This window comes from Mycobacterium scrofulaceum (genome assembly GCF_002086735.1).
Taxonomy (GTDB): domain Bacteria; phylum Actinomycetota; class Actinomycetes; order Mycobacteriales; family Mycobacteriaceae; genus Mycobacterium; species Mycobacterium scrofulaceum.
In genome coordinates this window covers 22,111-46,324 of sequence record NZ_MVIJ01000020.1, presented here as the reverse complement: position 1 = coordinate 46,324, position 24,214 = coordinate 22,111, and the positions used below count along the sequence as shown (strand labels likewise).

The window sequence follows — 24,214 nt, the reverse complement described above, 5'->3', positions numbered from 1 at the left end:
CATACTGAGCCCATGGCCACCGATGACGACGAGACGCGGGCCGCGGTCGCCGCATACTCCGAAAAAAGCGAGCGCAACCTGGCTGTGGACCGCACGGCGACCGTGGTGCTGCTCGCCGTCCAAGCGCTCCTGATCGCGGTCACGATAGGCCTGCTGAGCCTGTTCGTCATGGGCACCGACCCGTGCGGCTACCAGAAGTGCGGCGACCCGGCGTGGATCGATCGCGCCATGTTCCTCGGAATCGCCGGTGGTGCCGTCGTCTTCGTCGCAACCCTGATCGTCGCGATCCGCCGCCTCACCCGGCGCCGCACCGCCTTCTTCGTCCCGCTGCTCGGTTGCGCCGCGCAGGTGGCGCTGGCGGTCGGCGCCGCGGCGATGGAGACGTTGGCCGGCCCCGTCTAGGACCTGATGACGGTGGCGACCCGCTTCGCCCGACTACGCCGCGCTTGCGATCGCCACTCACCCGACGGTGGCGACCCGCTTCGCCCGACTACGCCGCGCTTGCGATCGCCACTCACAGCGCCAGCGGCGGGATGGCGTTGCGCGGCACCTCGGCCTGGACCGGCCCGGAGAACGCCGGCAGCATCTCACCCGGCGCGAAGTAGAAGATCAGCTGGTCGTCGGTGATGGCGAAGTTCTGGTAGTGCGTCGGGTCATGCCCGGTCGAAGGCGGAATGGCTGCGCCGAACGGGGTCTGACGTTCCAGGTCGCGCTGCACCACCGGAAAGATGCTGTCCAGTGGCGCGGTGCCCGGCGCGAACAGGCTGTCGAACGTGATCGGCTGCTTCGTTCCGAGGTTGTAGTTGAACGCTTTGTACCAGATCGAGGGGTGCGTTCCGCCGAGGTCCTGGAAGAACTTGAGCACCACGCTGCGGGTGTTGTGCGGCGGCTGACCGGAGCTGCGCTGTTCGGTGGTGGCCTCGAGCTGGTAGGGCTGATCGCGGGGCCCGGAACTCTGTGCGACGGCGACGAAACCGTCGCGGTTTTGGGTGATGTAGTCGGTCAGCGCCTGCTCGTCGGGGTAGTCGGCGGGGAACGCCATGTTGAGCATGTAGGTGGGGCTGGTGGTCCGCAGGCGACACATCTGACCGTCCTCGATGGTGCCGCCCAAGCTGGCACACGTCGGTGGCGCGGCGGCCGCCGGCCAACCCACCAGGGCCGCCGACGCGACCAGCACGGTCGCTATCAGATATCGCATTCTTTTATTGTCCTTGCAGGTTAGGCGAGGGCTGGGCGCCTGGCGAAGCGATCGCACCAGCCTACCCGGCGCTACCGTGACGGACGGCAGACGAAGGCCGTCGCGCGGGCGGCGGCCCGTGACCCGATGCGGGTAATGACCACCGACAGGGGCCGGCCACCGCGCGGCCGCATCCGGCGCCGCAACGCGTCGGGGTCCACCCGTACGCCGCGCACCAGAATCTCCAGCGACCCGCAGTCCAGCGCCGACAACGCCTGTCGCAGCCTCCGCTCGTCGAACGCCAGCTGCTCGAGCACCTCGAAGCCGCGAACCGCGGGCGGCAGGGCGTCCCCCGACAGGTAGGCGATCTCGGGGTCGAGCTGCCACAGCCGGTGCCGCGCGCCGTAGTGACGCACCAGCGCGGCGCGCACCACCGCGCCGTCGGGATCCACGATCCATCGCCCGGCCGGCCGCACCGGGCAGTCGTCGGGGTCGGCGTCGGTGATCTGCTCGCCGCGATCGAGGACGCTGGCACGCCGGCGGACACCCCGCTGGGCCAGACCGGCCGACCACAGGCACGCTTCGCGCACCGAGCCGCGATGCGACGTCACCTCGATCTCGCCGGCGAAGCCGAGTCGGTCGATCTCAGCGAAATCTATTCCGGGAGAACACTTTACAACGAGTTCGCGGCCGCGGTAGGTGTCGAGCACGGCGCCCAGGGCCGGCCGGTAGTCATCGGGGTGAAAGCGGCGGCGGCCGCCGCCGCGCCGGGCGGGGTCGACGAGCACCGCGGTGCCGCGGGTCACCGGGGCCAGCGCGTCCGCGCGGCACAGCGCGGCGGCTTCCCCCAGGTTGTGCCGGGCCATCGCCAGCCGCACCGCGTCCAGGTCGCTGCCCACCGCCGGGACCCCCAGTCCGCGCAGCGCGGCCAACTCGGTGCCGATCGAACAGGTCGCGTCGTGCACGACGACCCCCGCCTCGGCGAGCCGCTCCGCGCGGTGCACGGCCACCGGGGCCGCGGTGGCCTGCTGCAGCGCCTCGTCGGTGAACAGCCAGTCCGTCGGCGGGATTTCGGCGCCCAGACCGCCGAGTTTCTCGGCGGCGCGCCGGCGCAGCAACGTCGTCTCCACCAACACCGCCGCCCGGTCGCCGAACCGCGCCCGCGCCGCGGCGATGTCGGCGACCCGGGTGACGTCGGTCAGCTCGAGCTCGGCCACCGTGGCCAGCGCCGCGGCGCCCGCCTCCGACCGCAGATAACGGACGTCCCCGGCTCCGAAGGCGAGGCCGTCACTCAGGAGGGCTTGACCCCCGTGATCATCACGTTGTAGAACCAGCCCTTCGGGGCGACATGCCGCATCACGTTGGCGTCCAGCCAGCTCAACGCCTTCCAGCTGTTGAACGCGAACTTCGCCCAGCCCCAGCCCAGCCGCCCCGGCGGCACCGCGCATTCGAACGTGCGCAGCGGCCAGCCCAGCATCGCGGCGGTGAATTCCACGGTGGCCGTTCGCACTTCGGCGGCGCCGGCGTTGCCGGCGATCCGCTCCAGGTCCCCTGGGGTGAAGGTGTGCAGGTCGACGACCGCCTCCAGCGCGGCCGCGCGGGAGGATTCGTCGAGCTCGGCCTGCGGCCGCCGCCAGCCGTCCAAGCCCGGCAACTTGGTGACGTTGGTCGCGACGCGCCAGGTCAAGGTCGACAACGTGCGGGCGTAGGTATCGCCGACGGTGGTCGGCTCGCCGGCGAACACGAACCGGCCGCCGGGCCGCAGCACGCGGACGACCTCCCGCAGCGCCAGCTCGACATCGGGAATGTGGTGCAGCACGGCATGGCCGACCACCAGGTCAAAAGTATTGTCCTCGTAGGGGATTCCCTCCGCATCGGCGACCCGGCCGTCGATGTCGAGCCCCAGCGACTGTCCATTGCGGGTGGCGACCTTGACCATCCCGGGCGACAGGTCGGTGACCGACCCGCGCCGGGCCACGCCGGACTGGATCAGGTTGAGCAGGAAAAACCCCGTGCCGCAGCCCAATTCGAGGGCTCGGTCGTAGGGCAGCTCACGCTGCACCTGGTCGGGAACGATGGCGTCGAAGCAATCCCGGGCATAGTCCACGCAGCGCTGGTCGTAGGAGATCGACCACTTCTCGTCGTAGGACTCGGCTTCCCAGTCGTGGTAGAGGACCTGGGCGAGCTTGCTGTCATGCCGGGCCGCTTCCACCTGCTCGGCTGTGGCATGCGGGTTGGGAACGGCATCGGTCGAACTCGTCGTCATGAAGGGCAGCCTAACGGGCGCGGGAGCCGGAGTCCTCGTCGCCGGTCTGACCTGCGGCGAACACGTCGACGTAGCGGCGCCGCTCGGCGGCGACCCGCTCGGCCGGGCCCGCCTCGAACACGTCGTTGATGCCGGCCTTGGCGGCGGCCAGCGCGTGCCTCGGACCTTCCAGGAAGCGGCGTGCCCACCCCGCTGCGGCGTCGTACACGTCGTCGGGGGCCACCATCTCGTCGATGAGGCCCAGCGTCAGCGCCTCCTCGGCGTCGAAGAACCGGCCGCTGAACACCAGTTCCTTGGCCCTGCTCGCCCCGGCCGCACGGGTCAGGCGGGCCATGCCGTCGCCGCCGGGGATCAGCCCGGCCAGGATCTCGGTGGCGCCGAACTTCACGTTGTCACCGCTGACGCGCCAATCGGCGGCCAGGGCCAGCGTGAGCCCGGCGCCCAGCGCGTATCCGGTGATGGCGGCCACGGTCGGCTTAGGAATCTGCGCCACGGCGTCGATGGCCTGCTGCCGCGCCCGGGCCGTCGTCTCGGCCTCCGGGGCGGTCAGCGTCCGCAGCTCGGGCATGTCGTCGCCGGCCGAGAAGATCTCGTGGCCCCCGAACAGGATGACCGCGGCGACGTCGTCGCGCTCGGCCAACTCGGCGGCCGCGGCCACGATCTCCCGGTAGACCTGCCGCGTCATCGCGTTCGTCGGCGGCCGCGACAGCAGCAGCATGGCCAGGCCCGCGTCCCGCGAGCCGTCGCTGACCACCGTGCTGACGAACTCCCTCAATGCCGCCACCCCATCCCGCCGGCTTCGCGTGCCTGGTGGTAGCGGTCGGAGTCGAAGAACTCGAACACCCAGTTCTCGCCCTGGATCTCCAGGTGCGGCTGCACCGGCACGATCTGCCGCTCGACCGCCAGGACCTCGGCGACGGTCCGGCCCGCCAGCGAATCCAGCTGCGTCCACGTCGGCGGCAACAGGAAGCAGCGGCCGGCGGAGAAGTCCTCGATGGCCGCCTGCGGAGTGGTCCACCCGGCGCGATCGGATTCGGTGTTCTCACCGTCGGCCCGCTGCCCCGCCGGCAGGGCTCCCACGAAGAAGTAGGTGTCGTAGCGGCGGGTGCGCTCGGCTTCGGGGGTGACCCAGTTGGCCCACGGCCGGAGCAGGTCGGAACGCAGCTCCAGGTTCTCGCGGCGCAGGAAATCCGCGAACGACAACGTCCCGTCGGCGAGCGCGCGGCGGGCGTCGGCGTACACCGAGGCGTCGCCGACGATCCCGTCCGGGTCGCCGGCCGGCCCCGCGAACAGCACGCCCGATTCCTCGAACGTTTCCCGGGCCGCCGCGCAGACCAGCGCCTCGGCCAGGTCGGCAGCAATGCCGAACCGCTCCGCCCACCACTGCGGCGGTGGGCCGGCCCAGGCGATATCGGCGTTGCGGTCGCGGTCGTCGACCCCGCCGCCCGGGAAGACCATCGTTCCGGCGGCGAACTCCATCTTGGCGTGCCGGCGCATCAGGAACACCGCGATCCCGCCGGGATCGTCGCGGACCAGCATCACGGTCGCCGCGGGGCGCGGGACCAGCGGGGGCTCGGTTGGTGACGTCATAGCTGCCTCCGGTGGGCTGCGCGGGTGCGGACGCGTCGGGCGAAGTAACGCCCGTCGACGACGTCGAGGGCGATCGACTGTCCGAACGCGGTGGACAGGTTCTCGGCGGTCAGCACGTCGGTCAGCAGCCCCGCGGCCACCACTTGCCCTTCCGACAGCAGCATGCAGTGGCTGAAGCCGGGTGGGATCTCCTCGACGTGGTGGGTGACCAGGACCAGCGCGGGGGCGTCGGGGTCGGCGGCGAGGTCGGCCAGCCGCGCCACCAGCTCCTCGCGGCCGCCCAGGTCCAGGCCGGCGGCGGGCTCGTCGAGCAGCAGCAGTTCCGGGTCGGTCATCAGCGCGCGGGCGATCAACACTCGCTTGCGTTCGCCCTCCGACAGCGTCCCGTAGCTACGGTCCGCGAGGTGCTCGGCGCCGAGGCTCTCCAGCATGTCGATGGCCCGGCGGTAGTCGACGTCCTCGTAGCGCTCCCGCCAACGGCCCAGCACCGCGTAACCGGCCGAGACGACCAGGTCGCGCACCACCTCGTCGGTCGGGATGCGCTGCGCCAGCGCCGAGGAGCTGAGCCCGATCCGGGAACGCAACTCCGACACGTCCACCCGGCCCAGCCGCTCGCCCAGCACGAAGGCGACGCCCGACGAGGGGTGCTCGGCCGCCGCCGCGATGCGCAGCAGCGACGTCTTGCCCGCCCCGTTGGGGCCGACGATGACCCAGCGCTCGTCGAGTTCGACCGCCCAATCCAGCGGCCCGACAAGGACGTTGCCGCCGCGGCGCAGCGACACGTTCCTGAAGTCGATCAGGAGATCGGGGTCGGCTGCCTCATCCGTCTGGTCGGCGCCGTCCTCGGATCCTCGCGAATCCTCGGGTTTCACCTCGGGCTTCCGTTTTCCGGCACCCGACCATCGTGCCGTACCGGGGACCTCGGATACCTGCCGGGTCGTCAGCCCCCGCGACCAGACGCAGAATCGCATGAGATTGGCGGAGATCGTGCGATTTTGTGTCTGCTCACGGGCAGCCGGCCGCTACGAGTCGGGGGGGATCTCCACCCGGCGCACCTCGCCGTCCACCGCGTCGGCGGCCTCGATTTCGCCGCGCGTCACACCGAGCAAAAACAACACGGTGTCGAGGTACGGGTGGCTCAACGAGGCGTCGGCGACCTCGCGCAACGCCGGCTTGGCGTTGAACGCCACCCCCAGCCCGGCCGCGGCCAGCATGTCGATGTCGTTGGCGCCGTCGCCGACGGCGACGGTCTGCGCCATCGGCACCCCGGCCCGCTGCGCGAAGTCCCGCAGCGCCGTGGCCTTGCCGGCACGATCGACGATCGGGCCGACAACCCGCCCGGTGAGCTTGCCGTCGACGATCTCCAGCTCATTGGCCGCGACGTAGTCCAGCATCAGCTCCTCGGCCAACGGCTCGATGATCCCCCGGAAGCCACCCGAGACCACACCACAGTGAAAACCCAAGCGCCGCAACGTCCGCAGCGTGGTCCGGGCGCCCGGCATCAGCTCCAGCTGCTCGGCCACCTCGCCGATCACGGAGGCGGGCAGGCCCTCCAGGGTCGCCACCCGCTGTTCGAGCGACTGAGCGAAGTCCAGTTCGCCCCGCATGGCGGCCTCGGTGATCGCGGCGACCTTCCCCTCGGCTCCGGCCCGGGCGGCAAGCATCTCGATGACCTCGCCCTGTACCAGCGTCGAGTCCACGTCGAACACGATCAGCCGTTTGGCCCGCCGTTCCAGCGTGTAGTCCTCGACCGCCACGTCGACGCGCTCCTCGGCCGACACCTGGTTCAGCGCGGTCCGCAGCGCGGCATCCGCACCGGGCGGCACCGAGACCCGCAGCTCCAGCCCGGTCACCGGGTAGTCGGAGACCCCGCGGATCAGGTCGATGTTGACCCCGAGCCCGGCCACCGCCCGGGCCACCGCGCCGAACGCGCCGGCGGTGATGGGCCGGCCCAGCACGAAGATCGTGTGGGTGGAGGGATCCCGGATGATCGGCACGTCGTCACTGCGCTCGATGCTCACGTCGAGGCCCACCGCGCGGATCGCCGATTCAACGTCCCGGCGCAGGTCGGGGCCGTCGGCAACGTCCGCGGGACAGCACACCAGCACGCCGAGCGTCAGCCGGTGCCGAATCACCACCTGTTCGACGTTGAGCAGCTCGACACCGTGCCGGGACAGCGCCTCGAAAAGGGCCGACGTGACGCCCGGTTGGTCCACTCCGGTGACGGTGATCAGCACCGACACCTTCGCTGTGCTCACGCGGGACAGCCGCCGATCAGGCCATCAGCTGCGAACCTGGACGTCGTCCATCCTGGTGACGTCCTTGTCCGTCGGCCCGTGCGCGCGGCCCACGTGCGCCTCGGCGCGCAGCCGCTCCACCATGTGCGGGTAGTGCAGCTCGAATGCCGGGCGCTCCGAACGGATTCGGGGCAGCTCGGTGAAGTTGTGCCGCGGCGGCGGGCAGCTGGTGGCCCACTCCAGCGAGTTGCCGTAACCCCACGGGTCGTCGACGGTCACCACCTCGCCGTAGCGCCAACTCTTGAAGACGTTCCAGACGAACGGGAACATCGACAAGCCCAGGATGAAGGCGCCGACCGTGGACACGATGTTGTACGGCTGGAAGCCGTCGGAGGGCAGGTAGTCGGCGTAGCGGCGCGGCATGCCCATGTCACCCAGCCAGTGTTGCACCAGGAAGGTGGTGTGGAAGCCGATGAAAGTCAGCCAGAAGTGCAACTTGCCCAGCCGTTCGTCGAGCAGTCGGCCGGTCATCTTGGGGAACCAGAAGTAGACGCCTGCATAGGTGGCGAACACGATGGTGCCGAACAGCACGTAGTGGAAGTGCGCCACCACGAAGTACGTGTCGGTGACGTGGAAGTCCAGCGGCGGGCTGGCCAGCATGACACCGGTGAGGCCGCCCAGCAGGAAGGTGACCAGGAAGCCCACCGAGAACAGCATCGGCGTCTCGAAGGTGATCTGGCCCTTCCACATCGTGCCGATCCAGTTGAAGAACTTGATCCCCGTCGGCACCGCGATCAAATACGTCATGAACGAGAAGAACGGCAGCAGGACGGCACCGGTGGCGAACATGTGGTGCGCCCACACCGCGACCGACAGCGCCGCGATCGACAGCGTCGCGTAGACCAGGGTGGTGTAACCGAAGACCGGCTTGCGCGAGAACACCGGGATGATCTCGGTGACGACGCCGAAGAACGGCAGCGCGACGATATACACCTCGGGATGGCCGAAGAACCAGAACAGGTGCTGCCACAGCAGGACGCCGCCGTTGGCCGCGTCGTAGACGTGCGCCCCGAGATGGCGGTCGGCGGCCAGCCCGAACAGCGCGGCGGTCAGGATCGGGAACGCGATCAGGATCAGGATCGACGTCACCAGGATGTTCCAGGTGAAGATCGGCATCCGGAACATCGTCATGCCGGGCGCGCGCATGCAGACCACGGTGGTGATCATGTTGACCGCGCCCAGGATGGTGCCCAGACCGGCGACGATCAGGCCGGTGATCCACAGGTCTCCCCCGGCGCCGGGCGAGTGCACGGCGTCCGACAGCGGCGTGTAGGCCGTCCAGCCGAAGTCCGCCGCCCCGCCCGGGACGATGAAGCCGCCCATCGCGGTGAGTCCGCCAAACAGGAACAGCCAGAACGAGAACGCGTTCAGCCGCGGGAACGCGACGTCGGGCGCACCGATCTGCAGCGGCAGCACCAGATTGGCCAGACCGAACACCACCGGTGTGGCGTACAGCAGCAGCATGATCGTGCCGTGCATGGTGAACAGCTGGTTGTACTGCTCGTTCGACAGGAACTGCAGCCCCGGCGCGGCCAGCTCGGTGCGCATCAACAGGGCCATCAGTCCGCCGATGAAGAAGAAGACGAAGCAGGTGACCGTGTACATGATGCCGATCAGCTTGTGATCGGTGGTGGTGATCAGTTTGTAGATGAGGTTCCCTTTGGGACCGGTCCGGTCCGGGTAGGGACGAACGGCCTCGAGTTCTGCCAGGGGGGGCGCTTCGGCTGTCAACAGCTTCTCCAAACATCGGATTAGGACAGGGGCCCAAAAATCAGAGCTGACACGAATCTTAACCGGCGATCCTGCCGACGTCAGGGCTGGTCCTACAAACTGTCGTAATTGGGTCGGCGGCGCGGCGTGTCGTTTCGGCGCGCCGGGCGCGAAGCGCACGGATGTTAGCGTCTGACGCGTGCTTTTCGGCATGACTCGACCCGCGTCCCTGTGCGCGGCCGCGGCGCTGGCGGCGGCCGTCGCCGTCACCTGCAGCGGCTGTGGATCGGGCAAACCCGGTGCCAAGTCCGCGACCCCCTCGCTGGTCACCCCCACCACGCAGATCGCCGGTGCCGGCGTGCTCGGAAACGACCGTCACCCGGACGAGTCATGCGCGCGGGATGCCGCGGCGGCCGATCCCGGGCCGAAGACGCGGCAGGCGCGCAACGCGGCCGGCGTCACCCCGGACGTGGTGCAAGTGCCCGACGAGCCGCAGCGCATCGTCGTGCTGTCCGGTGACCAGCTCGACGCGTTGTGCGCGTTGGGCCTGCAGTCGCGGGTGGTCGGCGCGGCGCTGCCGGACGGATCGTCGAGCCAGCCCGCGTATTTGGGCAGCGCGGTGGGCGGCGTGCCCGGTGTCGGGACCCGCAGCAAACCGGACCTGGCCGCAATCGCGGCGAGCCATCCCGACCTCATCCTGGGGTCGCAGGGCCTGACCCCCGCGTTGTATCCGCAGTTGGCCGCGATCGCCCCGACCGTGTTCACCGCGGCCCCCGGCGCCGCCTGGCAGGACAACCTGCGCGGCGTGGGCGCCGCCACCGCGCGGGGCGCCGCGGCGGACGCCCTGCTCAACGGCTTTTCACAGCGGGCCGGCGACATCGGCGCCAGGCACGACGCCTCCCACTTCCAGGCCTCCATCGTGCAGCTGACCACCGACACGATCCGCGTCTACGGCGCCAACAACTTCCCGGCCAGCGTGCTCGGCGCGGTAGGGGTGGACCGGCCCGCGTCCCAACGGTTCACCGACAAGCCGTACCTCGAGATCGGCGCCACCGACGCCGACCTGGCCAAGAACCCGGACCTTTCCGCCGCCGACGCCGACGTCGTCTACCTGTCGTGCGCGTCACCGGCCGCCGCCCAGCGCGCCGCCACCGTGCTGGACAGCGACCCGTGGCGCAAGCTGTCCGCCAACCACGACAACCGGGTCTACGTCGTCAACGACGAGGTGTGGCAGACCGGCGAGGGCCTGATCGCCGCCCGCGGCATCGTCGACGACCTCCGCCTGGTCAACGCCCCCATCAACTAGCGCCACGGCGGACCGCCACCCGGCGCCCTAAGGTGATATCGAGCGGCCACGGTTGGCCCGGGAACATTACCTTAGCTAAACTTTTTCACGACGCGACCATTTCGAAGAGGGATATTCATGAGCACTGTTTCGGCGTACGCCGCCACGTCGGCGACCGAACCGTTGACCAAGACCACCATCGAGCGGCGTGAACCCGGTCCGCACGACGTAGCGATCGACATCAAGTTCGCCGGGATCTGCCACTCCGACATCCACACCGTCAAGGCCGAATGGGGCACGCCCAACTACCCCGTGGTGCCCGGCCACGAGATCGCCGGTGTGGTGAGCCAGGTCGGCTCCGAGGTCACCAAGTACAAGGTCGGCGACCACGTCGGGGTGGGCTGCATGGTGAACTCCTGCGGCCAGTGCAGCAGTTGCCGGGCCGGGCTCGAGCAGTACTGCAAGCCGGGCGCGACCTTCACCTACAACTCCATCGACAAGGACGGCACGCCGACGCAGGGCGGCTACAGCCAGGCGGTCGTCGTCGACGAGAACTTCGTCGTGCGCATCCCCGACTCGCTGCCGCTGGACAAGGCCGCGCCGCTGTTGTGCGCGGGTATCACGCTGTTCTCGCCGTTGCGGCACTGGAAGGCCGGCGAGGGCACCCGTCTGGCGATCATCGGCCTGGGCGGCCTCGGGCACATGGGGGTCAAGCTGGGCGCCGCGCTGGGCGCCGAGGTGACCGTGCTGTCCCAGTCGCTGAAGAAGATGGAAGACGGGCTGCGGCTGGGCGCCAAGCACTACTACGCCACGGCCGACCCCGACACGTTCAAGAAGTTGCGTAACGGCTTCGACCTGATTCTGAACACTGTCTCGGCGAACCTGAAGCTCAACGACTACCTCGGCCTGCTCGACGTCGACGGCACCCTGGTCGAACTCGGCATCCCCGAGCACCCCATGGAGGTGGGGGCGTTCCCGCTGGCGCTGGCGCGCCGCAGCCTCTCCGGGTCGAACATCGGCGGGATCGCCGAAACCCAGGAGATGCTGGACTTCTGCGCCGAGCACGACGTGACGCCCGAAATCGAGCTGATCGAGCCGGATTACATCAACGAGGCCTACGAGCGCGTCCTGGCAAGCGACGTTCGCTACCGCTTCGTCATCGACATCTCGAAGCTATGAGGCTACGAGGCGACCTCTGACGTCTCATCGTGCGCGCAGCTGCGGGCGATTTCTTCGGCCGCCTCGGCGTGCTCGTCGTCGGGAACGACTTCGCTGACGTCGATTCCGGCCAGCGGCCAGCCGGCCGCGGCCAGCGTGGCGGCCACCCGGATGATGTTCTCCTTGCCGGCGTCGAATTGGGTCATGTCGGAGATGAATTCGGCGATCTCGTCGCGATCGATGACATGGTCAGCAAGCGCCGGGGATCCGTCCTTGGTGATTTCGCGCACCACGTCGCGGATCTGGTCTTCGGTCAGCGGGGTGCTGCGCAGCAAGGCCATCAACGGCACGCGGTCCGGACCGGGAACGCCGTTCGGGTAGCCGACCTGCAGCCACCGAATCACTGAACGGCAGAAATGGTGGCGGTGATCCTTCTCGGGGGAGGCGGGTTTCGTCACCAGAACAGTGTCGGGCAGCGGCATCACCGGCGCCAGCGAGGCGTCGATCCGTCCCCACAATTCACATGTCGTTCACTGCCTGAACATGTCGAAGGCTCGTTTGTCGCCGCCCGTCCCTACGATCGAGGCGTGCTCACGGCGCTCGTCGTCATCCCCCTGGCCTGCGGGCTGTTCGTCGGCGTCGTCGACCACAGCCCGGGGATGGGGTTCGTGGCGTGCTACGTGACGCTGTTGCTCGAGGTGATCGTCGGCTGGTCGACCAATCGTCGCTGGCCGCGCGGCGGCCGGTTAGACGCCAGCATGCGTGCGATCGACGCCATGGACGGACTGGCGTTCGAGGGCTATGTGGCCGCCCGCCTGCGACGCGCGGGCTGGCGCGTGACGTTCACCCCGCCGGTCGGGGACTACGGCGTCGACCTGATCGCCGAGAAGGACGGCCACTCGGTGGCGGTCCAGTGCAAGCGCTACGGCAAGTCGGTGGGCGTCGCGGCCGTCCAGCAGGTGGTCTCCGGCGCGCGCCACCACGGGTGCGCGAGGAGCATCGTGGTCACCAATCGGGAATTCACAAGGGCCGCAAGGCAATTGGCGCACACCCACGGCTGCCAATTGATCGGCCGCAAGGTCCTGCAGGCGTGGGTGCCGCCGCCCGTGGGGAGCGATAAGAACCCGACGGGAAGAAATCCGGCGCCGCGGGTGTAGGAATAGGAGATCGGGCCGGCCCCAGTCCCTCCCCCCCGACGGTGCGGCCGGCCCGATTCTCAACCCGTCTGCGGTGTCAGAAGTCCCAGTCCTCGTCCTCGGTGACGACGGCCTTGCCGATCACGTAGCTCGAGCCCGACCCGGAGAAGAAGTCGTGGTTCTCGTCGGCGTTGGGCGACAGCGCCGAGAGAATCGCCGGGTTCACGTCGGTCTCGTCGCGCGGGAACAGCGCCTCGTAGCCGAGGTTCATCAGCGCCTTGTTGGCGTTGTAGCGCAGGAACTTCTTGACGTCCTCGGTGAGCCCGACCTCGTCGTAGAGGTCCTGGGTGTACTCCACCTCGTTGTCGTAGAGCTCGAAGAGCAGCTCGTAGGTGTAGTCCTTGAGCTCGGCGCGCTTGGCCTCGTCGACCAGCGCCAGCCCGCGCTGGTACTTGTAGCCGATGTAGTAGCCGTGCACGGCCTCGTCGCGGATGATCAGCCGGATCATGTCGGCGGTGTTGGTCAGCTTGGCCCTGCTCGACCAGTACATCGGCAGGTAGAAGCCGGAGTAGAACAGGAAGCTTTCCAGCAGCGTCGAGGCGACCTTGCGCTTCAGCGGCTCGTTGCCCTTGTAGTACTGCATGACGATCTCGGCCTTGCGCTGCAGGTTCGGGTTCTCCTCCGACCAGCGGAACGCGTCGTCGATCTCGGCCGTCGAGCACAGCGTGGAGAAGATGTTGCTGTAGCTGCGCGCGTGCACAGACTCCATGAACGCGATGTTGGTGTAGACGGCTTCCTCGTGCGGGGTCAGCGCGTCGGGGATGAGGCTGACCGCGCCCACCGTGCCCTGGATGGTGTCCAGCAAAGTCAACCCGGTGAACACCCGCATGGTCAGCTGCTTCTCACCGGGCGTCAACGTTGCCCACGACGGGAGGTCGTTGGACACCGGCACCTTCTCGGGCAGCCAGAAGTTACCGGTCAGCCGGTCCCAGACCTCGGCGTCCTTCTCGTCCTGCAGCCGGTTCCAGTTGATCGCCGAAACGCGGTCAATCAGCTTCATGTTCTCGGTCACCAGAACCCCACTTCACACGCCGTTTTGCCTGAGGGACGTCAGGCTCCAAACACTACCCCTGGGGTACGACAACACCGCGGAACACAAGAACTTGTGTTTGCGTGTCGTGGACGAACCCCGCATTCAATTGCACCTACCCCAGTATTCCGCGATTTCCGAGCCCTGGAGCCCCATTCCAAGGCCACCCGTTCCGATGTACCATTTGGTACATGATTACCGAAGACAGTATCGAGATCGATGCGCCGCCGCAGCTGGTGTGGGATGTCTTCAGCGAGGTGCAGCGCTGGCCCGAATGGACCGCCTCGGTGACCTCGCTGACCGGGCGCGACGGGCCCGCGCTCGAGGTCGGCAGGCGGTTCGCGATCAAGCAGCCCGGCATGGCGAAGCTGATCTGGAAGGTCACCGAGCTCGCCCCCGGCACGTCGTGGACCTGGGTGCAACGCTCCCCCGGCGTCCGGGTGAGCGCCCGGCACGACGTGATCGCGCAACCCGGCGGTCGCACGCTGGTGCGCCAGCAACTGGACCAGCGCGGTGTGCTCGGCGCGCTGGTCGGCCGGTTGATGGCCGAGAAGACCAAGCGCTTCCTCGAACTGGAGGCCCAGGGACTCAAGGCCCGGTCTGAACAGTTCAGCCGCGCCGATGGCGCGCACTGATTCCGAACGGCGCCGCGAACTGCTGCATGCGCTCTTCGATGAGTTCGCCGCGAACGGGATCGGCAACCGCTCGCTTCGCGACGTCGCCGCCGCGGTCGGCACCAGCCACCGGATGCTGTTGCACCACTTCGGCTCTCGCGAAGATCTGCTGATCGCGATCGTCGAGGAGGCCGAGCGCCGCCAGATGTCTCTGGTTCCCGGCTTGCCGGAGGATCCGGCCGAGGGCTTCGCCGCGATGTGGGCCGACCTTCGTCGTCCCGAATTGCGCCAACTGGAACGGCTCTTCTTCGAGTGCTACGCGCGCGCGGCCCAGGGCGAAAAGCCTTTCACGCAAATGGTTCCCGGCGCCGTCGACGGCTGGCTGCGCGAGGTCGAGACGGCCACCGCAGGCGTCCCCTACGACGGCGCGATGGCAAGGCTCGGGCTGGCCGTCACCAGGGGCCTGCTGCTCGATCTGGTCGCCACCAATGACGTCGCCGGCGTCGACGCCGCCGCGCGAGCCTTTACCGAACTCCTCAGGCGCGGGGCCTGATCCGCCTTACTTCCCCTTGGGCAACAGGGCGATGATCGTGTCCACGAGTTCCTCGGCGTCGGTGTGCCACTTATCCAGATCGAGGTGGCCGCTGAGGTCCAAGCCGGTGATGCCGTGGGCGGTCGTGAGAAGCAGCGCGCCGTACAGGCGTGCCCGCCGGGGCCCGGTGATGCGACCCACGATGCCCAGGAACAGGTCCTGCGTGCGTTCGGCGGCCCGGACGGCCGCCTCAGGGGGTTCGCCCGGCGGCGGGGTGAACATCAGGCGATAAAGGTGCGGCCGGTCGCGGCCGAGGGCGATCAGCGAAAGCAGACCGGAGCGCAAGGTGACCTCGGGCGGGTCGTCGCTGGCGGTCAGCGCCTCGAGGGCATCGCCCAATTCGCTCAGCGCGTTCGTGGCGAGGACGGTGAGCAGCGATTGCTTATCGGCGAAGTGGCGGTACGCGGCCGAGCGCGACACGCCGCTGCGGGCGCCCACCTCTCGCAGCGTCACGGCCTCGACTCCGCCGAGGTCGAGCAGAACCTCCGCGGCCTCGAGTAGCGAACGGCGAGTGGCCGCCGCGCTCTCCGCACGTGTCGTCACCCGCCGAGCATATGACGGCGCTCCAGTTGACAACGTCAACCAAGCTGTTAGTTTGAGATGACAACGTCAACTCAAACCGTCCTGGAGACCACCATGAGTTCCCCGCATTCCACCGACCGCAACCAGCTGATCGTCGTGACCGGTGCATCCACAGGCATGGGCGCTGCTACCGCACAGTTGTTGGCCCGCAATGGTTTTCACGTGCTCGCCGGTGTGCGTCGCGACGTCGACGCCGACGCGCTGCGGGCGGATCGTATCGAACCGCACATCCTGGACATCACGGTCGAGTCGGACGTCACGGCAATCGCCGGCCGCGTCGCGAACGATCCACTGCACCGCCCCCTTCGCGCGCTGGTCAACAACGCCGGGATCGCGATCAACGCGCCGGTGGAGACGTTGCCGATGGCGCAGTGGCGCACGCAGTTCGAGGTCAACCTGTTCGGACACATCGCGATGACCCAGGCGCTGCTGCCGGCCCTGTTAGGCAGCAAAGGCACCGTCGTGAACATAAGTTCCGTCGGCGGCAAGGTCGTCTTGCCCACCTATGGCGCATACGCCGGTTCGAAGTTCGCGCTCGAGGCGGTCAGCGATGCCCTGCGCCGCGAGATCGGCGATCTCGGGGTCAAGGTTGTCGTCGTCGAACCCGGCGCGGTCATAACCGAAATGGCCGAGCGGGGAATCGCCACCGCGGAGGCACTGATGGCCGACATGACCCCTACCCAGCTCGCACGCTACGACGCCCTCGCAGCAGCCGTCACCGCACAAGCCCGATCGTTCGGCGAGGATGGCGTGTCGGCCGAATACGCCGCCAAGGTGATCGTCAAGGCGGCCACCGCGTCCCGTCCCCGGACCCGCTACACCATTGGTCGCGACGCCGCGATCCTCACGCGGGTCAGCCGCGTCGTATCCGACCGGGTTCTGGATCGCATCGTGCGCCTGAGCCTTCGCTCATTCGCTAAGAGCTCAGCCCCGAACGGCCGCCGCGCGGCGGTCGGCGCGTGAGCCGTTGCCGAAGAACTGGTACTCCTCGGGCTTGATGGACCGGGTGTCGCGCCAGTACTCCCAGGTGTACCCGCCCCAGAGCACGGTGTTCTTGCCGTGCTCGTCGAGATACCAACTGCTGCACCCGCCGCTGTTCCACACCGACGGCCCCAGCCGGCGCTGCAGCTCGTCGTTGAACGCGTCCTGCGCGGCGCGCGTCGGCGCCAGCGCCTGGGCGCCGCGCTTGTCGCAGGCCTTGATCGCGCTGGCGACGTAGCGGATCTGGGACTCGATCATGAACACCACCGAGTTGTGCCCCAGGCCGGTGTTGGGCCCCAACAGGAAGAACAGGTTGGGCATGTCGGCGACGGTGACGCCGTGGTGGGCGGCGATGCCCTCGCGGTTCCACCGGTCCACCAGGTCTTCGCCGTTGCGCCCCTTGATCTGGACGTAGGTGTAGGAGTCGGTGACGTGGAAGCCGGTGCCGTACACGATCACGTCGACTTCGCGCTCCTTGCCGTCGGCCGTGACGATCCCGCCGGGCGTGATCCGCTCGATGTGTTCGGTGATCAGTTCGGTCTTCGGGTCCGCCACCGCCGGGTAATAGGTGGAGGAGTTCAGGATTCGCTTGCACCCGATGCGGTAGTGCGGGGTCAGCTTGCGGCGCAGCTCGCGGTCCTTGACCGAGCGGCGGATGTTGTACTTGACGTACGCCTCGATGAACTTCAGCGCGTTCGGGTGCTTGGTCATGCCGAAGGCCAGCGCCTCCTGCCCCCAATAAATCGCCAGACGCACCAGCGCGCGCAGCCCGGGGACGTTCGCCATGGCCCGGCGCACGGCGACCGGAATCTCGGGGTTGGAGCGCGGCACCACCCACGGCGGCGTGCGTTGGTAGAGCTGCAGTTCGGCGACCTGCCCCACGATCTCCGGGACGATCTGGATCGCGCTGGCGCCGGTGCCGATCATCGCGACCCGCTTGCCGGTCAGATCGACGCTGTGGTCCCATTCGGCGGAATGGAAAGCGGGACCGCGGAATTCGTCGCGACCCTCGATGTCGGGCATGGCGGGGATGTGCAGCGCGCCCGCGCCCGAGATCAAGAATTGCCCCACGAACTCGCGCCCGTCCTCGGTGAAGACGTGCCAGCGCTGCTCTTCGTCGTCCCAGTGGGCGCGGTCGACGTGCGAGTTGAACCGGATGTAGCGGCGCAGCCCGTATTTCTCGGTGACGCCCTTGAGGTAGTCCCAGATCTCGGGTTGGTAGGAGAACGGGTTGTGCCAGTCGGGTTTGGGCTCGAACGAGAACGAGTACAGGTGCGACGGGATGTCACAGGCGCAGCCGGGGTAGCTGTTGTCGCGCCACGTGCCGCCGACGTCGCCGAACTTTTCCAGGATGACGAAGTCGACGCCTTGCTGCTGCAGCTTGATCGCCATGCCCAGGCCGGAGAACCCGGTCCCGATGATGATGGCGCGCGCGTGCACGGGCTGGTGCGCGTTGGTCGGCTCGGCTTGTGTGATGACGTCGGTCACGGTGGGTCGGTCTTCCTGTCAGCTCGCGAAATACCCAGTACCCAGGGTATCGGATGGCACGAGTGTCGACGACCGCCGCAACGATGTCAACGTGCCGAAAGTCCTCAGCCCGCGGCGCGGTTGGCCGGCACCACGCTGTGGATGGGCTGGTCGGGGTCCATGCGGATGCCGAGCGCCTCGGCGGTGCCGACGATGACCCCGACCATGATCGTCGTCAGGTGGGCGACGAACTGCTCGCGCGGCATGCGGCGCGGGCTGTCGGCGTCGGGCCCCAGCCACCATTCGGTGGCCGACGACGCCGACCCGAAGGCCGCATTCCCGGCCAGTTCGAACGCCGCGTGGTCGAGTTCCATCTCGCGCAACTCGTTGTCGAACATGTCGGCCACGGCCAGGGTGATCCCACGGCCCTCGTTGAGGATCTGGGGGCTCGCCGCGGAACGGCCCTGGATGAAGACCCGCAGCACGTTGGGGTGTTGGTCGACCAGGTTGACGTACTCCTCGACCGCGCGCCGGATCACCTCGCGGGACGAATCCGTCTTCAGGTCGATGGACGGGAAGATCGCCGCCCACAACATGTCCCGCAGCCGTTCCCCGATGGCCTGGAACAGGTCCGACTTGTCGTGGAAATGCCGGTAGATCTTGGGCTTGGCGGTGCCGGCCTCCTCGGCGATCTCCCGCACGCTCAGCTCGGGCCCCAGCCGGTCGATGGCGCGGAAGGCCGCGTCGACGATTTCGCCGCGCACCTTCTTGCGGTGCTCGCGCCAGCGCTCGCTGCGCGCGTCGACCTTCGCCCCGGGCTTGGCGCTCGGATGGGGTCGAGCGGGTCGAGGCATTCTCACCACATCAAGCACCATACCCCGGTGTGGGGGCTGACCTGCGCAGACCGGCGCGCGCGGCGCGCTCAGGCGTATCGCTGGGCGTACTCGCCGGGGCTGCAGCCCAGCATCGACCGGAAGTCGTTGGTGAAGTGCGCCTGGTCGTACCAGCCGAAGCGAACCGCCAGATCGGCGAAGTCGACGCCCCGGTCGGTTTCGATGGCCAACGCCGCCTGCTGCAGTCGGTAACGGCACAGGACCCATTTCACCGGCACACCGACATACCGGCGGAACACCCTCTGGGTGGTTCGCGCGCTCCACGGCGAGCACGCCATCACGTGCTGCACTCGCAGCAAGGCGTCGTCGTCACGCATGCGGTTCAGCAGCGCGGTGAGTGACGCATAGGTCGGGTCGGCGACGGGGCGCGCCCCGATAAGGGCGTCCAATTGCGCGGTCGCGGCGTCGGCGTCATCGTCGAAATGAACTGGGCCACCGAACAAGTCATCGCCGACGGAGATAATCCGGCCCGTCAGCTCGCTGGCGTCGCACCCGAACCGTGCGGTGAACCCGCCGGGCCGGAAACGGGCGCCGACAACCGCGCCGCGCCCCGACAGCTCGATGGCGAAGATCCGCTGGACCACTCCGTGCACCAAGGTCGCGGGCAAGGTGAACCCATGGCGCGGCGAATCGGTGCCCCACTCGTGGGTGAGGTTGATCGAGGGGAAGGTGATCACCAGGCTTTGCTGCGGGGCCCGCCCGGTCAGGTCCCAGCGCACCGACCAGAAATGCTCGACGAATTCGGCAGTCCGTTCCGAAGGCGCCGCGCGGTCGAGCTCGAACACCGCCCCCGTGGTGGCGCGCCCGACCACTCCGGGCTCCGGCACAGCTGACGGTGGCGCGTTTTTCCAAGCCTCCACGCGACGAATCTAGCCAAGCTGAACGACATGATCCCCGAACCGATCCCCATGGGCTACACGAGTTTGACCCCGTTTCTGGTCGTCGACGGCGCTGCGGCCGCCATCGAGTTCTACACCGATGTCTTCGGTGCGGTGCTCGTCGAGAAGATGCCCGGGCCCGATGACACGGTCGCCCACGCCGAACTGGACTTCGGGCACGGCAGGCTGCAGCTGTCCGATCCCAACCCTCGCTATCAGCTGGAGGCCCCCGGCCGCACCCAGGGCGTGACCCACTCCATCGTGTTGTATTGCGCGGACGTCGACGACGTGCTGGAGCGGGCGGCGAAAGCCGGCGCCACGCTGCGGGAGGCGGCCCAGACTTTCGTCACCGGCGACCGCTTTGGGTCCATCACCGACCCGTTCGGGCAGCGATGGTCGATCATGACGCGGGTCGAAGACGTCGACGCCACCGAGCGCGAACGCCGGCTGGCCGAATGGGGCGCCGACAACCTGTGAGGGCCCGAAGTCCTAGAGCATGCAGGACACGCAGCCCTCGACTTCGGTTCCCTCCAGCGCCATCTGCCGCAGCCGGATGTAGTAGAGCGTCTTGATGCCCTTGCGCCAGGCGTAGATCTGCGCCTTGTTGACGTCGCGGGTGGTGGCGGTGTCCTTGAAGAACAACGTCAGGCTCAGCCCCTGGTCCACGTGCTGGGTGGCTGCGGCGTAGGTGTCGATGACCTTCTCGTAGCCGATCTCGTACGCGTCTTGGAAGTACTCCAGGTTGTCGTTGGTCATGTAGGGCGCCGGGTAGTAGACGCGGCCGATCTTGCCTTCCTTGCGGATCTCGACCTTGCTGGCGATCGGGTGGATCGAGCTGGTCGAGTGGTTGATGTAGGAGATCGACCCCGTCGGCGGAACGGCCTGCAGGTTCTGGTTGTAGATGCCGTGCGCCCGCACCGATTCTTTGAGCCGCTTCCAGTCGTCCTGGGTCGGGATCCGGATGTCCGCGTCGGCGAAGAGCTGACGCACCTTCTCGGTCTGCGGTTCCCACACCTGCTCGGTGTACTTGTCGAAGAACTCCCCCGAGGCGTACTTCGACCGCTCGAAACCGCCGAACGCCCTACCGCGTTCGATGGCGATGCGGTTGGACGCCCGCAGCGCGTGGTAGAGCACCGTGTAGAAGTAGATGTTGGTGAAGTCGACGCCTTCCTCGGAGCCATAGAAGATGTGCTCCCGGGCGAGGTAGCCGTGCAGGTTCATCTGTCCCAGCCCGATCGCGTGGGAATCGTTGTTGCCCTGCTCGATTGACGGCACCGAGGTGATGTGGGTCTGGTCGCTCACCGCGGTCAGCGCGCGGATGGCCACCTCGATCGTCTGGGCGAAGTCGGGCGAGTCCATCGTCTTGGCGATGTTCAGCGACCCCAGGTTGCACGAAATGTCCTTGCCCACTTTGGCATACGACAGGTCGTCGTTGAACAGCGACGGCGTGGACACTTGCAGGATCTCCGAGCACAGGTTCGAGTGCGTGATCTTGCCCTCGATGGGATTGGCCCGGTTCACCGTGTCCTCGAACATGATGTAGGGGTAGCCGGACTCGAACTGCAGCTCGGCCAGCGTCTGGAAGAACTCCCGCGCCTTGATCTTGGTCTTGCGGATGCGCGCGTCGTCGACCATCTCGTAGTACTTCTCGGTCACCGAGATGTCGGCGAACGGCAGGCTGTAGACCCGCTCGACGTCGTACGGCGAGAACAGGTACATGTCCTCGTTCTTCTTGGCCAACTCGAAGGTGATGTCGGGGATGACCACGCCCAGGCTCAGCGTCTTGATCCGGATCTTCTCGTCGGCGTTCTCCCGCTTGGTGTCCAGGAAGCGGTAGATGTCGGGGTGATGCGCGTGCAGGTACACGGCGCCGGCGCCCTGGCGCGCGCCCAGCTGGTTGGCGTAGGAGAAGGAGTCCTCGAGCAGCTTCATGATCGGGATGACGCCCGAGGACTGGTTCTCGATGTTCTTGATCGGCGCGCCATGCTCGCGAATGTTGCTCAGCAGCAACGCAACTCCCCCGCCGCGCTTGGACAGCTGCAGGGCGGAGTTGATCGACCGCCCGATCGACTCCATGTTGTCCTCGATGCGCAGCAGAAAGCAGCTCACCGGTTCGCCGCGCTGCTTCTTGCCCGAGTTCAAGAATGTGGGGGTGGCGGGCTGGAAGCGGCCGTCGATGATCTCGTCGACCAGCTTCTCGGCCAGTGCGGTGTCGCCGGCGGCCAGGGTCAGCGCCACCATGACCACGCGGTCCTCGAAGCGCTCCAGGTAGCGCTTACCGTCGAACGTCTTCAGCGTGTACGAGGTGTAGTACTTGAACGCGCCCAGGAACGTCGGGAACCGGAACTTCTTGGCGTAGGCGCGGTCCAGCAGCTCCTTGACGAAGTTGCGCGAATACTGGTCGAGAACCTCACGCTCGTAATAGTTCTCGCGGATCAGGTAGTCGAGCTTCTCGTCCTGATTGTGGAAGAAGACCGTGTTCTGGTTGACGTGCTGCAGAAAGTACTGGCGCGCGGCCAGCACGTCCTTGTCGAACTGAATCTTGCCGTCCGCGTCGTACAGGTTCAGCATGGCGTTCAGCGCGTGGTAGTCCGTTTCACCGGGCAACGCGTGGGCGCCGGACGTTACAGGCTCTGCAGTGACGGTTGGTGGCACGTCTGTTCCTTCCAGAATTCTTCCAAGCCCGCGCGGACGGCTTCCACGTCGTCCGGGGTTCCCATCAGTTCGAAGCGGTAAAGGTAGGGCACGCCGCATTTGCGTGCGATCACGTTGCCCGCGTAGGCGAATTCGGCGCCGAAGTTGTTGTTGCCCGCGGCGATGACGCCGCGGATCAGCGACCGGTTGTGCTCGTTGTTGAGGAATGCGATGACCTGCTTGGGGACATAGCCCCCGGCGTTGAGGTCCGGGGTGGCCCGGCCGCCGCCGTACGTGGGCAGGATCAGCACGTACGGCTCGTCCACCTCGATGCGGCCGTGCAGCGGTATCCGCGTGGCGGGAACACCCAGCTTCTCCACGAAGCGATGAGTGTTTTCCGACACGGAGGAGAAATAGACCAGTGGCGATCGCAAACGCGGCGAAGCCGGGCGAAGCGGGTCGCCACTCATCCAACTTGGGCTGCGCGACTGCACCGCAACCTCCTTCTTAGCTAACGTCCTTCTACGCGCTGAGCGCCGATTCCGCGAGGGCCTTGATGCGGTCCGGCCGGAAGCCCGACCAGTGGTCGTTGCCCGCCACCACCACGGGGGCCTGCAGGTAGCCCAGCGCCATCACGTAGTCGCGCGCCTCGTTGTCCAGCGAGATGTCGACCTTCTCGTAGCCGATGCCCTGCTTGTCCAGGGCCTTGAACGTGGCGCTGCACTGCACGCATGCCGGCTTGGTGTACACGGTGATGCTCATGAAAGCCGCTCCTTTGCGGAAGGTGGGACTTGTTACGGACTGGCAACTACTCGGTACTACGTCTTCGCTGTGGTTCAGCGGCCCGCCAAGCTCCCACATTCCCGTCGTGCGGCCGTCGGGGGTCGATGACCCATCGAGCCGATTTCGGGTGGTGAACCAGGCCCCGGTCGGGCTGGTGAACCTGGGATCTGCCGGTGCTCGAAACACTACACCTAGTGGCTGACAACATGACCAGATACAAGATGTTCGGAATAACATTTCTGAAATTCGCTGGTCGTAAGCCCTCCGGACGACACGCGCCCGGCGTGTCGCAGGTCACATTCTTCGCCGCAGCCGCCCAGGCGCATGGTTGTATCACCGGCCACCGACAACTCCGGTCGGAGCGGGGCGCTACGGCGGCCCGGGTAGGCAACCAGCAAAGCCGCCAGCCGGGGGCTGGCGGCTTCTGCTAGCCGGTTACTGCAAACCTCGCTGGTCACCCGGCGAGGGGCTTGTTCACTTCCGCCAATCAGCCGACCTCGGCCACCAGCTTCTCGACGACGTCGCGCACGTTCTCCGAGAGCTCCGCGTGCTCCGCGGGGGCCTTGCCCTCCAGGGTTTTGAACGGCACCGAGAGCTTGATCGACTCGACCACCCGCGCCCCGGCGATCCCGAACGACTTCCGGGTCTCGTCGTGTGCCCAGACCCCGCCGTACTGGCCGAACGAGCCCCCGATGACCGCCAGCGGCTTGCCCTTCAGCGCACCGTCGCCGAACGGCCGGGACAGCCAGTCGATCGCATTCTTGATGACGGCCGGGATGCTGCCGTTGTATTCGGGCGTGACCACCAGCGCCGCGTCGGCGTCGGCCGCCGCGGAGCGCAGCGCAACCACCGGCTCCAGCGGCGCGGCCCCGGGGGCCATGGCGTCATCGATCTCCTCGTTGTAGAACGGCAGGTCGTTGAGCCCTTCGAAGATCCTGACGGTGACGTCGTCCGGCGCGACCTCGCCCGCCAGCTCGGCGATCTGTCGGTTCACCGACGCCGCCCGCAGGCTCCCCACGAACGCCACGATTGTGATTGCCACTGTTGAAGTCCCCTTCGGTCGTTGGTCTACATCCTCCTG

General features: G+C 67.6%; 26 protein-coding genes. 8 read left to right on the top strand and 18 right to left on the bottom strand.

What is annotated here, in order from left to right; translation table 11 throughout:
* Positions 1–12: 12 nt before the first annotated feature.
* Positions 13–402 carry a DUF6264 family protein gene (locus tag BST44_RS14760; RefSeq protein WP_083177849.1) on the top strand — a complete coding sequence of 130 codons (390 nt, stop codon included), beginning with the start codon at positions 13–15 and terminating at the stop codon, positions 400–402.
* A gap of 112 nt (positions 403–514) precedes the next feature.
* Here BST44_RS14760 and BST44_RS14755 read toward each other — a convergent pair whose 3' ends face one another.
* The 8 genes from BST44_RS14755 to ctaD all read right to left on the bottom strand — a co-directional run bounded on the left by BST44_RS14755 (position 515) and on the right by ctaD (position 9,061).
* Positions 515–1,198, bottom strand: coding sequence for an esterase (locus tag BST44_RS14755; protein WP_083177848.1), 684 nt, complete (start codon positions 1,196–1,198; stop codon positions 515–517).
* A 71-nt stretch (positions 1,199–1,269) separates the two neighbouring features.
* Positions 1,270–2,472, bottom strand: coding sequence for a THUMP-like domain-containing protein (locus BST44_RS14750; RefSeq protein WP_208619803.1), 1,203 nt, complete (start codon positions 2,470–2,472; stop codon positions 1,270–1,272).
* Entirely contained in the window at positions 2,469–3,443 is a 975-nt protein-coding gene (locus BST44_RS14745) for a class I SAM-dependent methyltransferase (protein WP_083177847.1), read from the bottom strand. Before BST44_RS14745 ends, BST44_RS14750 begins: the two co-directional genes overlap by 4 nt.
* 10 nt (positions 3,444–3,453) lie before the next feature.
* Complete coding sequence (locus BST44_RS14740; protein WP_142274500.1) at positions 3,454–4,218, bottom strand: enoyl-CoA hydratase; 765 nt, start codon at positions 4,216–4,218, stop codon at positions 3,454–3,456.
* Entirely contained in the window at positions 4,215–5,033 is an 819-nt protein-coding gene (locus BST44_RS14735) for an NUDIX hydrolase (protein ID WP_083177845.1), read from the bottom strand. Before BST44_RS14735 ends, BST44_RS14740 begins: the two co-directional genes overlap by 4 nt.
* Positions 5,030–5,905, bottom strand: a complete 876-nt coding sequence (locus BST44_RS14730; RefSeq protein ID WP_083177901.1) for an ABC transporter ATP-binding protein — start codon at positions 5,903–5,905, stop codon at positions 5,030–5,032. Before BST44_RS14730 ends, BST44_RS14735 begins: the two co-directional genes overlap by 4 nt.
* A 150-nt stretch (positions 5,906–6,055) precedes the next feature.
* Positions 6,056–7,291 (bottom strand): phosphoserine phosphatase SerB, encoded by a 1,236-nt coding sequence (gene serB, locus BST44_RS14725; RefSeq protein ID WP_083177844.1) that lies wholly within the window; start codon positions 7,289–7,291, stop codon positions 6,056–6,058.
* A gap of 24 nt (positions 7,292–7,315) precedes the next feature.
* Complete coding sequence (gene ctaD, locus BST44_RS14720) at positions 7,316–9,061, bottom strand: aa3-type cytochrome oxidase subunit I (RefSeq protein ID WP_083177899.1); 1,746 nt, start codon at positions 9,059–9,061, stop codon at positions 7,316–7,318.
* 190 nt (positions 9,062–9,251) lie between these two features.
* Here ctaD and BST44_RS14715 point away from each other — a divergent pair, with 190 nt between their 5' ends.
* Together BST44_RS14715 and BST44_RS14710 are read left to right on the top strand one after the other, a co-directional pair.
* Complete coding sequence (locus BST44_RS14715; RefSeq protein ID WP_142274499.1) at positions 9,252–10,346, top strand: iron-siderophore ABC transporter substrate-binding protein; 1,095 nt, start codon at positions 9,252–9,254, stop codon at positions 10,344–10,346.
* 117 nt (positions 10,347–10,463) lie between these two features.
* Positions 10,464–11,504 carry an NAD(P)-dependent alcohol dehydrogenase gene (locus tag BST44_RS14710; RefSeq protein WP_083177842.1) on the top strand — a complete coding sequence of 347 codons (1,041 nt, stop codon included), beginning with the start codon at positions 10,464–10,466 and terminating at the stop codon, positions 11,502–11,504.
* A gap of 2 nt (positions 11,505–11,506) precedes the next feature.
* Here the strand turns inward: BST44_RS14710 and BST44_RS14705 are convergent, their stop codons facing one another.
* Complete coding sequence (locus BST44_RS14705; protein ID WP_244184822.1) at positions 11,507–11,941, bottom strand: DUF3349 domain-containing protein; 435 nt, start codon at positions 11,939–11,941, stop codon at positions 11,507–11,509.
* A gap of 129 nt (positions 11,942–12,070) precedes the next feature.
* Between BST44_RS14705 and BST44_RS14700 the strand changes: the two genes are divergently transcribed.
* A complete protein-coding gene (locus BST44_RS14700; protein ID WP_244184821.1) occupies positions 12,071–12,640 on the top strand; it encodes a restriction endonuclease in 570 nt (189 codons plus the stop codon).
* A gap of 76 nt (positions 12,641–12,716) precedes the next feature.
* On the opposite strand, the gene nrdF is transcribed toward BST44_RS14700, so the two are convergent.
* Positions 12,717–13,691, bottom strand: a complete 975-nt coding sequence (nrdF, locus tag BST44_RS14695; RefSeq protein WP_208619798.1) for a class 1b ribonucleoside-diphosphate reductase subunit beta — start codon at positions 13,689–13,691, stop codon at positions 12,717–12,719.
* Positions 13,692–13,900: 209 nt separating this feature from the next.
* On the opposite strand from nrdF, the gene BST44_RS14690 reads away from it, so the two are divergent.
* Entirely contained in the window at positions 13,901–14,344 is a 444-nt protein-coding gene (locus BST44_RS14690; protein WP_083177841.1) for an SRPBCC family protein, read from the top strand.
* Positions 14,331–14,876, top strand: a complete 546-nt coding sequence (locus BST44_RS14685; RefSeq protein WP_083177840.1) for a TetR/AcrR family transcriptional regulator — start codon at positions 14,331–14,333, stop codon at positions 14,874–14,876. The genes BST44_RS14690 and BST44_RS14685 overlap by 14 nt, the downstream gene beginning before the upstream one ends.
* A gap of 6 nt (positions 14,877–14,882) precedes the next feature.
* On the opposite strand, the gene BST44_RS14680 is transcribed toward BST44_RS14685, so the two are convergent.
* Positions 14,883–15,458 (bottom strand): TetR/AcrR family transcriptional regulator, encoded by a 576-nt coding sequence (locus BST44_RS14680; protein ID WP_083177839.1) that lies wholly within the window; start codon positions 15,456–15,458, stop codon positions 14,883–14,885.
* 135 nt (positions 15,459–15,593) lie between these two features.
* On the opposite strand from BST44_RS14680, the gene BST44_RS14675 reads away from it, so the two are divergent.
* Complete coding sequence (locus tag BST44_RS14675) at positions 15,594–16,460, top strand: SDR family NAD(P)-dependent oxidoreductase (RefSeq protein WP_244184820.1); 867 nt, start codon at positions 15,594–15,596, stop codon at positions 16,458–16,460.
* On the opposite strand, the gene BST44_RS14670 is transcribed toward BST44_RS14675, so the two are convergent.
* The 3 genes from BST44_RS14670 to BST44_RS14660 form a co-directional block, all read right to left on the bottom strand.
* The gene (locus tag BST44_RS14670; protein ID WP_083177837.1) at positions 16,422–17,966 is read right to left on the bottom strand and encodes a flavin-containing monooxygenase; all 1,545 of its coding nucleotides are present in this window, start codon (positions 17,964–17,966) and stop codon (positions 16,422–16,424) included. The genes BST44_RS14675 and BST44_RS14670 overlap by 39 nt on opposite strands.
* A gap of 104 nt (positions 17,967–18,070) precedes the next feature.
* Positions 18,071–18,799 carry a TetR/AcrR family transcriptional regulator gene (locus tag BST44_RS14665; RefSeq protein WP_439330725.1) on the bottom strand — a complete coding sequence of 243 codons (729 nt, stop codon included), beginning with the start codon at positions 18,797–18,799 and terminating at the stop codon, positions 18,071–18,073.
* Between the two features lie 68 nt (positions 18,800–18,867).
* Entirely contained in the window at positions 18,868–19,698 is an 831-nt protein-coding gene (locus tag BST44_RS14660; protein WP_083177836.1) for an AraC family transcriptional regulator, read from the bottom strand.
* A 27-nt stretch (positions 19,699–19,725) separates the two neighbouring features.
* Between BST44_RS14660 and BST44_RS14655 the strand changes: the two genes are divergently transcribed.
* Positions 19,726–20,193: a VOC family protein gene (locus BST44_RS14655; protein WP_083177835.1), complete on the top strand. Its 468-nt coding sequence runs from the start codon at positions 19,726–19,728 to the stop codon at positions 20,191–20,193.
* A gap of 12 nt (positions 20,194–20,205) precedes the next feature.
* On the opposite strand, the gene nrdE is transcribed toward BST44_RS14655, so the two are convergent.
* The 4 genes from nrdE to BST44_RS14635 all read right to left on the bottom strand — a co-directional run bounded on the left by nrdE (position 20,206) and on the right by BST44_RS14635 (position 24,175).
* A complete protein-coding gene (nrdE, locus tag BST44_RS14650; RefSeq protein ID WP_083177834.1) occupies positions 20,206–22,371 on the bottom strand; it encodes a class 1b ribonucleoside-diphosphate reductase subunit alpha in 2,166 nt (721 codons plus the stop codon).
* Positions 22,341–22,820 (bottom strand): class Ib ribonucleoside-diphosphate reductase assembly flavoprotein NrdI, encoded by a 480-nt coding sequence (nrdI, locus tag BST44_RS14645; protein ID WP_083177833.1) that lies wholly within the window; start codon positions 22,818–22,820, stop codon positions 22,341–22,343. Before nrdI ends, nrdE begins: the two co-directional genes overlap by 31 nt.
* Positions 22,821–22,872: 52 nt before the next feature.
* Complete coding sequence (locus tag BST44_RS14640; protein ID WP_007171236.1) at positions 22,873–23,112, bottom strand: redoxin NrdH; 240 nt, start codon at positions 23,110–23,112, stop codon at positions 22,873–22,875.
* Positions 23,113–23,620: 508 nt separating this feature from the next.
* The gene (locus BST44_RS14635; RefSeq protein WP_083177832.1) at positions 23,621–24,175 is read right to left on the bottom strand and encodes an NAD(P)H-dependent oxidoreductase; all 555 of its coding nucleotides are present in this window, start codon (positions 24,173–24,175) and stop codon (positions 23,621–23,623) included.
* Positions 24,176–24,214: the final 39 nt, after the last annotated feature.

Excerpts from the sequence above, each read along its gene's own strand:
- BST44_RS14760 (WP_083177849.1), top strand. The coding sequence starts at position 13 with ATGGCCACCGATGACGACGAGACGCGGGCCGCGGTCGCCGCATACTCC.
- BST44_RS14755 (WP_083177848.1), bottom strand. The coding sequence starts at position 1,198 with ATGCGATATCTGATAGCGACCGTGCTGGTCGCGTCGGCGGCCCTGGTG.
- BST44_RS14745 (WP_083177847.1), bottom strand. The coding sequence starts at position 3,443 with ATGACGACGAGTTCGACCGATGCCGTTCCCAACCCGCATGCCACAGCC.
- BST44_RS14735 (WP_083177845.1), bottom strand. The coding sequence starts at position 5,033 with ATGACGTCACCAACCGAGCCCCCGCTGGTCCCGCGCCCCGCGGCGACC.
- BST44_RS14715 (WP_142274499.1), top strand. The coding sequence starts at position 9,252 with ATGACTCGACCCGCGTCCCTGTGCGCGGCCGCGGCGCTGGCGGCGGCC.
- BST44_RS14710 (WP_083177842.1), top strand. The coding sequence starts at position 10,464 with ATGAGCACTGTTTCGGCGTACGCCGCCACGTCGGCGACCGAACCGTTG.
- BST44_RS14690 (WP_083177841.1), top strand. The coding sequence starts at position 13,901 with ATGATTACCGAAGACAGTATCGAGATCGATGCGCCGCCGCAGCTGGTG.
- BST44_RS14685 (WP_083177840.1), top strand. The coding sequence starts at position 14,331 with ATGGCGCGCACTGATTCCGAACGGCGCCGCGAACTGCTGCATGCGCTC.
- BST44_RS14665 (WP_439330725.1), bottom strand. The coding sequence starts at position 18,799 with ATGCCTCGACCCGCTCGACCCCATCCGAGCGCCAAGCCCGGGGCGAAG.
- BST44_RS14655 (WP_083177835.1), top strand. The coding sequence starts at position 19,726 with ATGATCCCCGAACCGATCCCCATGGGCTACACGAGTTTGACCCCGTTT.
- nrdI (WP_083177833.1), bottom strand. The coding sequence starts at position 22,820 with ATGAGTGGCGACCCGCTTCGCCCGGCTTCGCCGCGTTTGCGATCGCCA.
- BST44_RS14640 (WP_007171236.1), bottom strand. The coding sequence starts at position 23,112 with ATGAGCATCACCGTGTACACCAAGCCGGCATGCGTGCAGTGCAGCGCC.